The following is a 14,646-nucleotide window of genomic DNA, read 5'->3' as shown; positions in this document are numbered from 1 at the left end:
TCACGCGAACCGGTGCCCACTTCGCTGGAAAAGCGGCTAGCACTTCACCCGCTTCTGCTCGCGATCGACGGCGGCTTTGACGCCGGCGGAGGCACGCGGATATTTGCGGCCGACCTCGCCGAAGGCGGCGCAGGCGGCTTCCTTCTCCTTCAGCGCGGCCAGCGACTGGCCGAGCCGCAGCAGGGAATCGGGGGCCTTTGCGGACTTGTCATACTTCGTGGTGACGGCGAGGAAGGCCTCTGCGGCATCACGATATTGCTGACGCTGGAAGTAGCTCTCACCGAGCCAGTACTGGGCGTCGCCGAGCAAGGGATCGCTCGGATATTTCTGCGTGAAGTTCTTCATGGTCTGCTCGGCCAGCGCATAGTCCTTGCGCTGCATGTAGCCGATGCCGAGGTCGAACTCGTCGCGCGGCGATTGCGATGGCGGCTGGGTCGAAAGACCACCGCCCGCGGCCGGCGCCGGATAACCGGACTGCGCGGCCGGCGCCGCCGCTTGCGGATAGCGGCCGCCGGTGTTGGCGAGATCGAGCGGCTCGCCGGCGCCGCGGCCGCCGGGCGCACCGACCGGTGCTCCCGCCGCCATCGGCTGCTGACCGCCGCCGAGCGCGCGCGGCGCACCGGGGGCGTTGGGATTTTGGTTGGGATCGAATGCATCGCCACGGCGGCGCACGCCGGGCGCTCCCGGCGCCGGCTGCTCCTGCACGATCGGTGCTGGCGCCGCAATCTGAGGCTCGTAGGCCGGCTGCTGCACCGGCTGCTGCTGTTGCCGATAGCCCGGCGCAGGCGGCGCGGCCGCGACATTGGGCTGCTGTGCAGGAGCTCCTTGCGCCCCGCCCTCGAGCTGCCGGAGGCGCTCCTCGAGCTGGCGGTTGCGGTACTGCAGCTCTTCGTTCTGGCCGGTGAGCTGGCGCAGCTGGTTTTCAAGCCGTTCGATCCGCATCTCCGGATCGGCATCGTCCGACTGCGCAACGGCGGACGCGCACAGCGAGAGCAGCGCGGCGATCGCCACGGTGCCGGTAAAAACCTGGAATCTTGATGACATCTTGCCCTGACGACGAAAGCCACGTGGCGCACGGCGGACAATTCGCCGCGCGAGACATTGAGAGACGGAGTACGCCAAAAATGTGACTGGTACCAAGGGCTTTCTACGACGTGATGCGCGAAACGAAACCGGCGCCCAAGGGGGCGCCGGCAAATCAGGTTTCCGTAGCGGAACGGCGCGTCGTTCAGGAGCTCGCGTTCAGCACGGTGACGGCGCGACGGTTCTGCGACCAGCAGGAGATGTCGTTACAGACGGCGACCGGCCGCTCCTTGCCGTAAGAGATGGTGCGCATGCGGTTCGGGTCGATGCCGCGCGAGGCCAGGAACGAGCGCACCGACTGGGCGCGACGCGCGCCGAGCGCGATGTTGTATTCGCGGGTTCCGCGTTCATCCGCGTGACCTTCGATGGTGAAGGAGTAGCGCGGATAGGTCTGGAGCCACTGAGCCTGCTTCTCCAGCGTGACGATCGCCTGCGGCGTCAGATCGGTCTGATCGCTCTCGAAGAATACGCGGTCGCCCACGTTCACGACGAAATCTTGCTGGCTGCCCGGCGTCGCAGCGTTGGCCATCGCATCCGAGGCAAGGTTCTTGTTGGCGCAGGCGCCCATCGACAGCGCGACGGCAAGCACCGCGACCAGCTTCAATCCCTGGAGGATACGCATAGGATGTTTCATTCCGGAGCCTCCGCGCTCACGTTAGTCCACTGCTGTCCGGTCTACAGGGGGTTGGTTAAGCGAACGTTCCGTCAACCTTGATGGCACGTTGCCACGGCCGGTCAAATGCCCCCGATCGGCGAAAAGCAACCGCGATGGTTAATGGGTTGTAAATGTGGCGCGACGGTGAAGGCAAGTCGCGAGGCCGGCAGAAATGCCGGTTTTGCCCGAAATTTGGGGCTGCCGACCCAAGATGAGCAGGGAAAACGTCGGCGAAGCCACTGGTGGCTCGCCAGCCTGCCTGAAGTCAGGCGTGGGCTGCGTCCGCCACCAGCACGCGTCGTTGCGCGACCTGGCGCTCACCGCGGCGCTCAAACAGCATCCGCCGCTCGAAGGCGGTCGAACGCATGACCGGATAGCGTTCAAAGACTTTTTTCCGGAAGCTCGGGAAATCCGCTGCCATGAGCCCGAACGGCTTCGTGAGGCCCGGAACCAGCCGAGGCTCGGCGATGGTCGCGTGCAGGAAAACCCGCCGATAGAAAGCTTGATGCTCGGGACGCACGATCGCAAGACCGAGATCGGCCTTGAAATGCTCGCAGGCCATATAAGCGATGCGCAGCGTCAGATAGGGCAATTCCGGAACCCGCTTCGCCTTGTCGGGATCAGCGACAAAACGTGTCGGATCGATCATGACCTCGCCGCGGTCAAGCCTCGGTAGCAGGATGTCGGGAAATACATCGGTTGAAGTGGACTCGCGCCATTCCGCGGTCAGCAGACTGATGCGCACCGAGCTACAAAGCTCGCCCTGGAGATAGACACCGAACGTCCACGAATTGGGCAGATCGTCATACCGGTCCGTGACCCGGCCGTCCGGACTCTCCTTGACGGCCCTTTCCCGCAGATATGCGCGGTAGCGGAGGTTGTAGATTTCCTCCTTTTCTGCGTGGGTTTCGGTAAGTCGGTAGTCGACGTCGGTCAGGAGATCTGCTCCCGGTCCAACAGCCGAAATGACCGATCGGGCCGAGGACTGCATCAAAACTCCTTAGGCACCACCCACCACGACGCGCAAAACAACTTCAGCGCGCGTGACAATTCATTAACATCTTCTTAACCGCGACGCAAAGCAATCGATGCGTTAGGGTTAACCCGTGCGACTACGGAGCGCCTGAGAACATACTGACGCTGCTGGAAATTTCGGGAAACGGATTACGCGAAGGAACGCGATCCAACAACCTGAAGCTCGTCTTCGCCGCGGCGCCCATGAGAGGCGTTGAGGAGCTGACGCATCCGCACCGCAGGGACCGGTCGGCTGAACAGATAGCCCTGAGCTTCCGTGACGGTGCCGTCGGCGCTGATCAGCTCAAGCTGCTCGTTGGTCTCGATGCCCTCGACCACGACCGCCATGCCAAGATCAGCCGACAGCCGTGCCACGCCGCGCAGCAGCGTGAGCGGCCGGTCGGTGTCGATGCCTTCCAGGAAGGAGCGGTCGATCTTCACCTTCTGCATCGGGAAGTTATGCAGATAGCTGAGGCTCGAATAGCCAGTGCCGAAGTCGTCGAGCGAGATGCTGACCCCGAGCGCGTGAAGCTGCGACAGGATGTCGTGGGTCAGCTGTGTGTTGCGCAAGAGCGAGGATTCGGTGATCTCGATCTCCAGCCTGTCCGCCGGAAGGCCCGAGACCTCCAGCGCGTAACGGATTTCGCTGAGCACGTCGCGCTGGTGGAACTGCTGCGGCGAGAAGTTGACGGCGACGCTGACGCCGTCTGGCCACTTCATGCATTCCATGCAGGCCCGGCGCAGGATCCAGCGGCCGAGATCGACGATCAGGCCCATGTCTTCGGCGACCGGGATGATGTCGACCGGCGAGACCGTGCCGCGCACCGGATGGTTCCAGCGCAGCAGCGTCTCGCAGGTTGTGATCTTGCCGGTCTTCAGATTGACCAGCGGCTGATAGAACAGCTCGAACTCCTCGTTGGCGAGCGCCTTGCGCAGATCGAGCTCGAGGATGCGGCGGGCCTCGACGGTCGCCGCCATCTCGTCGCGGAAGAAGCAGAAGGTGCCGCGGCCGTCGGCCTTGGCGCGGTAGAGCGCCATGTCGGCGTTCTTCAAAAGCGTATCGGCGCTGGAGCCCTCGGGCGAGGTCAAGGCGATACCGATGCTGGCGCCGATCTCGACCAGGTGATTGTCGATGCGATAGCGCTCGCTGAGCCGCTCGACGATGCGTCGGGCAAGCGCCGCAGCATCCTCAGGCGCGTTGATGTTCTGCTGAAACACGACGAACTCGTCGCCGCCGAAGCGCGCGACGAAATCTTCGGGGCGCAGCATCTCGCGCAGACGATTCGCCACCGCGCACAGGAGCTGGTCGCCGCAGGGGTGGCCAAGCGTGTCGTTGACCTGCTTGAACTGATCGAGATCGACGAACAGCAGCGCGGAGAGGCGCTCGGCATCGTGCGAGATCGTGAGCAGCCGCTCGATCTCGTCGCGGAAACTGACCCTGTTCGGCAGCGCCGTGAGTTCGTCATAGCGCGCCAGATGGCTGATCTTGGCTTCCGCATTGGTGCGCTCGGTGATGTCCTCGAGCAGCAGCACCGTGCCGCCGCCGGCCATCGGCTGGAACGTCCATGACAGCGTGCGGCAGCGCTTCAGATCGGGATCGGTGGTGACGATCTCCTTCATCTGCGCGCCCTCGATCTCGCCGAGGATCATGTTGCCGCTCTCCGCGGAGATCGAGTCGGCGGCCACGCAGGCCGTGAGGATGTCGGCGGCGCTGGCGCCGCGGGTGACGAAATCCTCCGGCAGCACCATCAAGTCGCTGAAGCGATGGTTCATCACCGCAAGCCGTCCGTCGGCGCGGAACATGCATAGGCCGTGCGGCATGTTGTTCAGCGCAGTATCGAACTGACTCGCCAGCGCGGATTCGCGGAAACTCGAGGTCAGAGCCTTGACGAAGATGGCGTGCAGGCTGAGGTTGATGTTCTTCAGACCGATGAAGAACAGGACGAGCAGCGCGGCGAGCCCAACGTAGTAGAACCCGCCATGCAGCAGCAGGGCGAGCGACATCGGACCGCAGGCAAGTATGACGTGCCATTGGATCACCCTGGGCTGACCGTAGTTGCGGGCCGCTCCGCCGGCAGTGTAGCCGACCGTAACGGCGACGCAGAGCATGTTCGCGACCGGATCGTCGTTGTTGTAGATGACAACGAAGCACCACAGGCCGAGCACCCCTGCATAGATGAGCGCGCCGAGCCAGTAGCGCGGCTCCAGGTGCTTGGCCTGCTCGAACGTCAAAGCCGGCGTTCGGTCTTCGTAGCCGCGCATCTGGAACGCGCGCGCGGTGCCGACAGCGATGAGCAGAAACGCGATCGGCCACAGCAAGACGTCGCCGGTCTTCATCGCAGTCATGACCGCGGCCACGGCCGTGGAAGCCGAGCCTAGGAAGATCGCCCAGAAATTCTGCACCATGGAGTTGATGAGAGCGGCGTAGAGTATGGGCTCCAGCTCGTCTCGATCACTCTGCTTCTGGTCGGCGAGTTGCATCGACGGTTACGCGTCCTGTTTGGGCGCGTACTTTTACCCAGCCGAGATGAAGTCTTTCTGAGGGAACATCGTTAAAGTCGCGTTGTTTTGAACCTTCAGCGAACGAATTTCTGCTGAAATATCAAGCAACTAGGCAAGCTTTGCCGGGCGCAAGGTGAAGGAAAGCTTGCCGCAATCGAAGAAAGCGGAAAACTCAGCGCTGTTTTTCGAAAACTTCGCGCCGATGAACGCGCACGATGCCGGCGATCTATTGGCCTGCCGTCGAGGACAGCAGCGGCGACCAGGCGGGGTCGGACGCGTAGCCCGGCGTCGGCACCTTCTGCTCGTTGCGGCCGGAGATGTCGACGCTGAACAGCGACGGCCCACCATTGCCGCCGGGATCGCGGAAGAACATCACGACCCGGCCGTTCGGCGCGAACGTCGGGCCTTCATTGTGGAAGCCGGAGGTGAGGAGGCGCTCGCCCGAACCGTCCGGCTTGATGATGCCGATTGAGAACTGTCCGCCGCCCTGCCTGGTGAACGCGATGTAGTCGCCACGCGGCGACCAAACCGGTGTCGAGTAGCTCGCATTGGCGTCGTCCTTGGAGAAGGAGATGCGCTGCGCCTGGCCGCCGCCCGCAGGCATCACATAGATCTGCGGTCTGCCACCACGATCGGACTCGAAGCAGATACGGGTGCCGTCGGGCGAATAGGACGGCGAGGTGTCGATCGCCGGCGTGTCGGTGAGGCGCGTCGTCGAGCGCGAGCGCAGATCCATCACGAACAGGTTGGAATTGCCGCCCTGTTGCAGGCTCATGATGACGCGCTGGCCGTCCGGGGAGAACCGCGGCGCAAAGGTCATGCCCGGGAAGTTGCCGACGATCTCGCGCTGGCCGGTCTCGATGTTGAAGAGATAGACCTTCGGATCGCCCTGGCCGAACTCCATGTAGGTGATCTCTTGCGAGTTCGGCGAGAAGCGCGGCGTCAGCACGAGGTCCGAGCCGCGGGTCAGATAGCGCACATTGGCGCCGTCCTGGTCCATGATCGCGAGCTTCTTGACGCGGCGCTCTTTCGGCCCGCTCTCGTCGACGAAGACGACGCGGCTGTCGAAATAGCCCGTCTCGCCGGTGAGGCGCTGGTAGATCTGGTCGGAGATGATGTGGGCGATGCGGCGCCAATATTCCGGCGAGGTGAAATATTGCTGGCCGGTGAGCTGCTGGCCCGAGACGACGTCCCACAGGCGGAATTCGGCCTTGAGCCGGCCGTCCGGCTGGCGTGTCATGCGGCCCGTGACCAGCGCCTGGGCGTTGATCTGCTTCCAGCTCTGGAATTGCGGCGCGACGTCGATATTGGTGATGCGCTCCAGATAGGCGGCCTGGTCGATCGGATTGAACAGCCCTGAGCGCTTCAGGTTGTTGGTGATCACCTGCGTCACGCCGGCGCCGACCTCGCCGTCCGAGGGCGAGCCCGCCACGAAATTCGGGATCGCGATCGGAATCGGCTGGAATTCGGTCGGGTTGACCTGCAGGCGCCCCTGGGCAAACGCAGAGCGGCCGGCCAGCACGCTGGCGGTCGATCCCGCGGCTACGATGAAACTACGGCGCGTCAGCAATGGCATCTTGTTGTTCATCTGAGCTATTCTTTTCACGTTCACAGCATGTCTTTGAGGCCGAACGTCATCGGAATGTATTTCCAGGTGTCGTACTGCGCCTTGGGCAGGAATGCATAGGCCTGACATTCTTCGACCGCCCGCTTTGCGCTCTCGGCCATCGCCGTGCCGACCGAGCGCGAGGGCCCGCGCACCGCGACGATCACGGGTGAGGAGGCAACGGTGCCGTCGGGCCGCATCTGGATGTCGATGTCGACCTCGAACTGATCGGCGTCCTGACCATTGTAGGGGAATCGGAAGCAGCGCCGGACGGCGGCGACGAACGCGCCCTTCCAGCTCGCCACGATCGCGGTGTCCTTGCCGTTCTGCGTGCCGAGCGCGCTGGTCGCATTCGGCGTCGCGCCCGTCATCTCGTGACGCGTCGGATCGCGCTTGTCCTCGAGCTTGGCCATGATGTCCATCGGATTGAACGGCCGATCCTTTGGCTTCGGCGGCTGCGGCTTGGCCTCCTGCGGCTTGGGCGGCGGCGGCTTCTTCTCCTTCTCCGGCTTGTTCAAGGCGTCCGCGATCGGATCTTCCTTGTCCTTGTCGGGCTTCTTCTCGGCCTGCTTGGTCTCGTCCTTGGGCTTGGTCTCCTGGACGGGTTTCGGCGGATCAGGCTTCTTCTCGACCGGCTTTTCCGCCGGCTTCGGCGTCGGAGGAGGTGTCGTGTTGGTTTGGATCAGCTCTTTCTTGGTGGTGATCTTGCCTTGGGATTCCTCGGGCGGCGTGGTTGTGTCGGCGACCTTGTCGACCTTGGGCTTCTGCTTGTCTTTCTCAGCGGTCTGGATACCGGCGGTTGCCTTGGCGGGCTGATCCAGCGAGATATCGACCGGAATAACGGATTCCTCTGGGATCTCGAGCGCGCGCGAGCTAAAGGAGATCAGCCCCCAGCCGATCACGAGGACGTGGAGGACAATCGACGCAACAACAGTCTTGTCGACTTTGACCTTCATCCCTGCTCCGGGATAATCACGATATTGGCCTTGAAGCCGGCGGCCCGCACCTGCCCCAGCAGCTTCATCATGTCGGTGTAGCAGACATCCTTGTCACCGCGGAGATAGACGACCCGGTCGGCGTCGGACCGCGTGTCCTTGATCGCCTCGATCTTGGACTGAAGATCGGTTGCCGAGATCGGGCTGTCGCCGAGATACAATTCCACGTTCGAATTGCAGCCGCCGGTCGTCCGCTTCACCGATAGCGTCAAGGGCGGCGCATTCGAGGAGATCGACTTGCCGCCGTCGGCGATCGGCAGATCGATGTCGATATTCGACGTCATGAGCGGCGCCGCGACCATGAAGATGATCAGCAGCACCAGCATAACGTCGACCATCGGCGTGACGTTGATTTCGGCCATGACCGATTTGCGCCGGCTGCGGCGGCCGCCGCCACCGGACGAACTGGCTACGTTCATGGCCATGATCTAAAGCCCACGGTCGTCTTCACAACTATCACCGTCCGTTAGCCCCGCTCGTCGATCTGACGGGACAGGATGGCTGAAAATTCATCCGCGAAGCCCTCGAGCCGCTGGGCCTGCCGGTTCACCTCGGAGGTGAACTTATTGTAGAAAATAGTGGCAGGAATGGCGGCGATAAGGCCGATTGCGGTCGCAAACAGCGCCTCCGCGATGCCGGGGGCCACCACCGCCAGCGAGGTATTTTTCGACGCTGCGATCGACTGGAAGCTCGACATGATGCCCCAGACGGTGCCGAACAGGCCGACGAAGGGGCCGGCGGAGCCGACGGTCGCGAGCACCAGCAGGCGGCGCTCCAGCCGTTCGACCTCTCGGGCGATCGAGACGTTCATCACCTTTTCGATGCGCATCTGAAGGCCGGCGACCGAGCGCGCATGGCTTTCAAAGGAGCGCTTCCATTCGCGCATCGCCGCGACGAAGCAGGCCGCCATCGAATGGGTCGGCTTGGTCGAGAGCGTGCGATAGAGCTCCTCGATCGATTCGCCGGACCAGAACGCCTGCTCGAAACGATCCATCGAGCGACGGGTGCGCGCGTAAAGAAAGATCTTGTCGATCGCGATCGCCCAGACCCAGACCGAGCAGGACAACAGCCCGAGCATGACCGCCTTCACGATCCAGTGAGCCTGCCAGAACAGCGCGATCAGCGACACGTCGGCGGACGCAGCAACCGGAAGTGCTGACTGAGCGACGTCGGCCGGATTCATAAGCGGTATCCTCTCAAGGCGATCGTTCCATGTCCCCGGCGCGCAAAATGGCCGCCGGTTCCCCAAAGCCGCGCGGGTCGCGCGCACCTGCCAAGCCTGCGCAAAGCCTTGTCTTTTTGGATTGCAGCGGCCTGTCCGAAGCCGGCCGTCTGCTTTCCCTGCCAAGATGTCAAAACTAAGGGCCTCGAGCGCGACTTTCCGCCTTTTACCAGACGCCAACGATGGTTAATGCTGGGTTACCGCAGCCGAATTTGGCGGCCGGAAAGGCAGGCGGGCCAGGGGTTTGCCGGCTTCGCCGGGGGACGAATTGCCCTGACGGCCGAACGGAACTGCATCCCCTCCCCGTGAGGCCAGGGAGGGGCACACAGGAACCCCCCGATCGGTGACAGCCCCTTGCACCGCCAACAACTGATGCACCTTGCCGGCAATGAATTCCGGATTGCTTCATTGTGCTCGTAACGCCCCTTCGCTGAACCATTCGCCCGCACGGCGCACCAAACAGCGTCACACCGCCCAACCTATCGTTGTCCGGGCTCGATCCCAACGCGCTCAAACCGCTCGTGGCCGAGCCGAATTGAATATTGCTCCGAGGAGAGATGAGGACCGCGCAACTGGCTGCCGCCATCGTCGTCGCATGCGTCACGGCGGCCCCGACCGCGCAGGCCGGACGCTGGAGAGAAATGACGGGCACATCCTCGCCTATGTCGTGGACGGCAAGATCGTGTTCGAGCTCGCGTGTGGCCGCGGATTCCCCCTGCTCATCAAGCACCCGGCACAAGCGAAGACGGATGGCAAGGCGCGCCTCACGCGCGCCGCCGGAAAGAACAACATCAATCTCGCCGGCGAATACGTCCCGCCGGCCGAAAACTCGGCGGCCAATTTCTACCAGAGCTATCTCGGCTACGGCAAAAACGATGAGCGAGTCTATGGCAAGCGATGGCAGGAATTCGAGTCCCGCCTGCTCGACGTGAGCGAATCCAAATCGGGATTTACGATCGTGGCCGGCGAGGCGAATTATCGGCTGCCGGGGGCCGATATCGACAAGTGGCGCAGGCCCTTCGATCTCTGCGGCTTCGGCTTTTGGGTGACGCCAAGCGAATTTCCAAGCGAGACCAAGTAGCCTCGCGGCGTTACGCTCCCGGATCGCTCGTTGAATTTCAAGGTCGATGGTGCGCGCGCCTCCGCCCTGCTAGGCTCTCTTGGCGGACAACAACATGTGCCGGGATCGCCGGCCCTCCCCAAGGAGTTCCCCTTGCAAAATCCAGGACGAAAGATGCGGTGGATCGCCACCGCGATCGTATCAATCAGCCTCACGACGTTCGGCCCGGCGCGCGCGGCGTCGGTCGCGCCGGTCACCGCGGAAAACGGCATGGTGGTGTCCGCGCAGCATCTGGCGACACAAGTGGGCGTGGACGTGCTCAAGCGCGGCGGCAATGCCGTCGATGCGGCAGTCGCTGTCGGCTACGCATTGGCAGTGGTCTATCCGGCAGCCGGCAATCTCGGCGGCGGCGGCTTCATGACGATCAATCTCGCCGACGGCCGCAAGACCTTCCTCGATTTCCGCGAGACGGCGCCCAAGGGCGCGACTGCCAACATGTATCTCGACAAGGACGGCAACGTCATCAAGGGCATCTCGACCAAGGGACACCTGGCCGTGGGCGTTCCCGGATCAGTCTCGGGCATGGAATATGCGCGCGAAAAGTACGGCACCATGAAGCGCGCCGATCTGCTCGCCCCAGCGATCCAGATCGCCGAGCAGGGTTTTGTGCTTGAGCAGGGCGATATCGACTTATTGCGTACAGCCACCAAGGATTTTCAGGACGATCCTGTCTCCAGCGCAATCTTCCTCAACAACGGTCAGCCATTCCAGGTGGGTGAGAAGCTGGTGCAGTCGGAGCTCGCCAAGACCCTGCGGGAGATCAGCAGCAAAGGCACCGACGGCTTCTACAAGGGCTGGGTCGGCGGCGCCATCGTGGCCTCGAGCCAGTCGGGCAAAGGCATGCTGACGCAGGACGACCTCGACAACTACAAGACGCGCGAGCTCGCGCCCGTCGAATGCGACTATCGCGGCTACCACGTGATCTCCGCGCCGCCGCCGAGTTCGGGCGGCGTCGTCATCTGCGAGATCCTAAATATCCTGGAGGGCTATCCGCTGAAGGAGCTGGGCTACCACTCCGCGCAGGCTGTGCACGTCCAGATCGAAGCCATGCGCCACGCTTACGTGGATCGCAACAGCTACCTCGGCGATCCGGACTTCGTGAAGAACCCGCTCGACCGTCTGCTCGACAAGAACTACGCGACCAGGATTCGCGCCGTGATCGATCCGAACAAGGCTGGCGTCTCCAAGGACATCAAGCCGGGCGTCGCGCCGCATGAGGGCAGCAACACCACGCACTATTCAATCGCGGACAAGGACGGCAACGCGGTCTCGGTGACGTACACGCTGAACGACTGGTTCGGCGCCAAGGTGACGGCGGCCAAGACCGGCATCCTGCTGAACGATGAAATGGACGACTTCACCGCCAAGGTCGGCGTGCCGAACCTATATGGCCTGGTGCAGGGCGAGACCAATTCCATCGCTCCCGGCAAGCGGCCGCTGTCCTCGATGAGCCCGACCATTGTCACCAAAGACGGCAAGACCGTCATGGTGGTGGGCACGCCCGGCGGCAGCCGCATCATCACGGCCGTCTTGCAGACCATGATCAACGCGATCGATTACGACATGAACGCGCAGGAAGCCGTCGACATGCCGCGCATCCACCAGCAATGGCTGCCGGACCTCACCAACGTCGAGAGATTTGCGCTGTCGCCGGACACGCAGAAGATTTTGGAGGGCATGGGCCACAAGTTCGGCCCACCGCAGCCGGCCAACCATCTGGCGGTCATCATCGTTGGTGCGCCATCGCTGAACGGCAAGCCGGTCGGCAACAACCGTTACTATGGCGCCAACGATCCTCGCCGCAATACGGGGCTGGCCGCCGGGTATTGAGAGCCCTGCAGGGTGGGTTAGCCGAAGGCGTAACCCACCCTTCTTTGGCAACAAAACCTGGCCGCAGCACAATCTGCAAAATTGAGCGTTGGTGGCGTCGTGTCACAAGTCGTCGCAGGTGGTGCCGGCGGTGCGATTCTCACCGCGATCATCGGAGCCATCAAGAACAATGCTGCCGCCTGACTGGCGAGGCAAGGGACAAGGCCTCACCACTTCTCCTTCGACGTCCGCACGTCGAGCTCGAACGACCAGGCGCGTTCGGGCTGGTGGTAGAGGAAGGCGAAGCCATCGACGATGCCCTCGATGCTGATCAGGCTGTCCTGCCGGCTCGCAGCATCGGGAAAGCGGTTCATGATTTTGTCGCCGGCGATCGCACCGTCGACCACGACATGACCGACGTGGATGCCGTCAGGCGCATATTCCTTGGCCATCGCCTGCGCGAGCGTGCGCAAGCCGGCCTTGGCGGAATTGAAAGCGCCAAAGCCGGAGCGCCCGCGCAGCGAGGCGCTGGCGCCGGTGAAGAGCAGCGTGCCGGTCTTGTTCGGCGCCATGCGGCGCACCGCCTCGCGGCCGAACAGGAAGCCGCCGAAGCAGACGACGCGCCAGGCGTTCTCGAAATAGTCGGCCTCCATCTCGATGATCCTGCCGGGCGTGTTGTTGCCAGCGTTGTAGATCGCAAGATCGACCTCGCTGCCGGCCGCATCGAACAGCGCGGCAACGTCGCTCTCCTTGGTTGCATCGGCGACAAAGGGAACGGCCTGTCCTCCCGATTTTTCAACGTCGTTCACAACTGCCTCGAGCGCGGAAGAGGTCCGCCCCGCTACGATCACCTTGAGCCCGTCCGCAGCAAACCGCTTGCACAGCTGGGCCCCGAGCCCGCGGTCCGGGCCCACACCGATCACGATCGCCGTCTTCATCGCATCCTCCCGCAGAGTTTGGAGCCCAAGTCGCCACTGACGTGCTCTAGTTCTAAAATAGAACTATATAAAAGTTCGCGGCTTACGCCTAGATATGGCAAGTGGTCGCCTCGTCAGGCGCTTTCATTCCATTTTGGAATTTTGTATTGTCGTCCCACGAAGGCGTTGGGAATTCAGCCGTTTCGGGGCCGGACGAATGCGATGGGATTCGCTTGAGCAGGAACAGTGCTCGGTCGCCAGGACGGTGGCCGTAATCGGCGACCGCTGGAGTCTGCTGATCCTGCGCGACTGCTTCTTGCGCGTACGCCGGTTCGAGGAGTTTCAGTCCCGGCTCGGGGTCACCCGGCACATCCTCGCCGATCGCCTGAAGAAGCTCGTCCGGTTCGGCGTGCTCAGGCGCTCGCCCTATCAGGAGAGCCCGACGCGCCATGAGTATATCCTCACCCAGAAGGGACTGGATCTCTATCCGGTGGTGATGGCGATCGTGCATTGGGGTGACACTCACATGGTCGATGAGCGCGGCCGCCCCATGCTTCACGAGCACAAGAGCTGCGGCAAGATGTTCGATCCGGTGCTGGTCTGCTCCGAATGCGGCGAGCCGATCGTTGCGAAGGAGGTCCACGTGCACGCCGGGCCCGGCGCGGCGGAAGGCATGGCCGAGGAGCTCGCGGCGCGCGCGGCTGCGTCTTCGGGGCGCGCGAGATAGCCCCGATCGGGGCGACGATCAGGCGGCTTGCTCCGGGGAGTTGGTCAACCGCGCGGGATTGCCGACCGCGGTACAGCCGTCCGGTACATCACAGGTAACAACCGACGCGGCGCCGATCTTGGCGAAATCGCCAACCGGCCGTGGCGGCGCGTTGGGCCTCGTCACGGATCGTCCGCCAGAAACTGCCGCTCGATACGATCGCAGCTTCCGCCATCGCCGCCTCCGGTCCTAATGCCCGCGTGGTTTCGATCGATGAGTATAGGATGTCCGCAACGAGCTGCCAGCAGGCTCGCATAGCAAACCGCCCGCTTGCGGGTGCGCAGGCGGGCGGCTCGGGAGGCCATCAGGACTTTGGGGGCATGCGCCTGAAGGCCTGAGGTAGATGACTTTCAGTTGAGCATGATCTTGTCGGAAAACCGGGGCCCACTTTTCCGGATCATGCTCAGATCAGCCCTGCGGCGGCGGCTCGTTCGGCGGCGACGGACGGCTCTTGTGCTGCGCCATGAACTGGTCGAACTCTTCCTTGTCCTTGGCATGACGAAGCCGCGTCAGGAAATCCTTGAACTCGCGCTGCTCTTCCTCGAGCCTCTGAAGCGTCTCGGCGCGATACTCGTCGAAGGCGCGGTTGCCGGAGGACGGCGGGCCGAAGCCAAAGCCGAAGCCGCGGCGCTCCATGCGGTCGCGCATGCGGTCCATCTTGTACTGCATCCTTTCCATCTTGTTCTGCCAGCGATCGCGATCGTGGCCGCTCCAGCACATCATTCGTCTGCTCCCGAGTGTGAAAAAGAGAAGGGCAAGCCCGATCGGCCACCAGATGATGAAGCCGAGGACGGTCACGGCGATCCAGCCGGGATGCCAGGGCGTATCGAGCATGTGGGGGCGGTAGTAGGGGTCGTCCGAGGGGCCGCGCCATCGATTGACATCAGCGGTGTAGGCCATTTCCCATCTCCATCACGGCAAGTCACGCCGTTGTGAATGTAAATAACATTTACATAG

13 protein-coding genes and 1 pseudogene are annotated in these 14,646 nt (G+C 63.1%); 3 read left to right on the top strand and 11 right to left on the bottom strand.

Going from position 1 to position 14,646, the window contains the following annotated elements; all coding sequences use genetic code 11:
* Positions 1–36: 36 nt before the first annotated feature.
* The 8 genes from ybgF to tolQ form a co-directional block, all read right to left on the bottom strand.
* A complete protein-coding gene (gene ybgF, locus QA640_RS05305) occupies positions 37–1,044 on the bottom strand; it encodes a tol-pal system protein YbgF (protein WP_283039691.1) in 1,008 nt (335 codons plus the stop codon).
* A 184-nt stretch (positions 1,045–1,228) separates the two neighbouring features.
* Positions 1,229–1,717 carry a peptidoglycan-associated lipoprotein Pal gene (gene pal / locus QA640_RS05300; RefSeq protein WP_212406152.1) on the bottom strand — a complete coding sequence of 163 codons (489 nt, stop codon included), beginning with the start codon at positions 1,715–1,717 and terminating at the stop codon, positions 1,229–1,231.
* A gap of 286 nt (positions 1,718–2,003) precedes the next feature.
* Positions 2,004–2,729, bottom strand: coding sequence for an acyl-homoserine-lactone synthase (locus QA640_RS05295; RefSeq protein ID WP_283039690.1), 726 nt, complete (start codon positions 2,727–2,729; stop codon positions 2,004–2,006).
* A gap of 173 nt (positions 2,730–2,902) precedes the next feature.
* Positions 2,903–5,233: an EAL domain-containing protein gene (locus QA640_RS05290; protein WP_283039689.1), complete on the bottom strand. Its 2,331-nt coding sequence runs from the start codon at positions 5,231–5,233 to the stop codon at positions 2,903–2,905.
* Positions 5,234–5,480: 247 nt separating this feature from the next.
* Positions 5,481–6,842 carry a Tol-Pal system beta propeller repeat protein TolB gene (tolB, locus tag QA640_RS05285; protein ID WP_283039688.1) on the bottom strand — a complete coding sequence of 454 codons (1,362 nt, stop codon included), beginning with the start codon at positions 6,840–6,842 and terminating at the stop codon, positions 5,481–5,483.
* A gap of 20 nt (positions 6,843–6,862) precedes the next feature.
* Positions 6,863–7,816: a protein TolA gene (locus QA640_RS05280; RefSeq protein ID WP_283039687.1), complete on the bottom strand. Its 954-nt coding sequence runs from the start codon at positions 7,814–7,816 to the stop codon at positions 6,863–6,865.
* On the bottom strand, positions 7,813–8,280 hold the full coding sequence (locus QA640_RS05275; RefSeq protein ID WP_283039686.1) for a biopolymer transporter ExbD: 468 nt from the start codon (positions 8,278–8,280) through the stop codon (positions 7,813–7,815). Before QA640_RS05275 ends, QA640_RS05280 begins: the two co-directional genes overlap by 4 nt.
* A gap of 41 nt (positions 8,281–8,321) precedes the next feature.
* On the bottom strand, positions 8,322–9,038 hold the full coding sequence (gene tolQ / locus QA640_RS05270) for a protein TolQ (RefSeq protein ID WP_283039685.1): 717 nt from the start codon (positions 9,036–9,038) through the stop codon (positions 8,322–8,324).
* A gap of 634 nt (positions 9,039–9,672) precedes the next feature.
* On the opposite strand from tolQ, the gene QA640_RS05265 reads away from it, so the two are divergent.
* Complete coding sequence (locus QA640_RS05265) at positions 9,673–10,158, top strand: hypothetical protein (protein ID WP_283039684.1); 486 nt, start codon at positions 9,673–9,675, stop codon at positions 10,156–10,158.
* A 153-nt stretch (positions 10,159–10,311) separates the two neighbouring features.
* Positions 10,312–12,027, top strand: coding sequence for a gamma-glutamyltransferase (ggt, locus tag QA640_RS05260; protein ID WP_283039683.1), 1,716 nt, complete (start codon positions 10,312–10,314; stop codon positions 12,025–12,027).
* A gap of 206 nt (positions 12,028–12,233) precedes the next feature.
* Here ggt and QA640_RS05255 read toward each other — a convergent pair whose 3' ends face one another.
* Positions 12,234–12,944, bottom strand: a complete 711-nt coding sequence (locus QA640_RS05255; RefSeq protein ID WP_283039682.1) for an SDR family NAD(P)-dependent oxidoreductase — start codon at positions 12,942–12,944, stop codon at positions 12,234–12,236.
* Between the two features lie 196 nt (positions 12,945–13,140).
* Here QA640_RS05255 and QA640_RS05250 point away from each other — a divergent pair, with 196 nt between their 5' ends.
* Positions 13,141–13,650: a helix-turn-helix domain-containing protein gene (locus QA640_RS05250; RefSeq protein ID WP_283039680.1), complete on the top strand. Its 510-nt coding sequence runs from the start codon at positions 13,141–13,143 to the stop codon at positions 13,648–13,650.
* A gap of 18 nt (positions 13,651–13,668) precedes the next feature.
* Here QA640_RS05250 and QA640_RS05245 read toward each other — a convergent pair.
* Positions 13,669–13,785: pseudogene (locus QA640_RS05245) on the bottom strand (serine acetyltransferase); the annotation flags it as partial.
* A 312-nt stretch (positions 13,786–14,097) separates the two neighbouring features.
* On the bottom strand, positions 14,098–14,589 hold the full coding sequence (locus QA640_RS05240) for a DUF2852 domain-containing protein (protein WP_283039679.1): 492 nt from the start codon (positions 14,587–14,589) through the stop codon (positions 14,098–14,100).
* Between the last annotated feature and the right edge of the window lie 57 nt (positions 14,590–14,646).

This window comes from Bradyrhizobium sp. CB82 (genome assembly GCF_029714405.1).
Lineage (GTDB): Bacteria > Pseudomonadota > Alphaproteobacteria > Rhizobiales > Xanthobacteraceae > Bradyrhizobium.
This window is presented reverse-complemented; position numbering and strand designations above follow the sequence as displayed.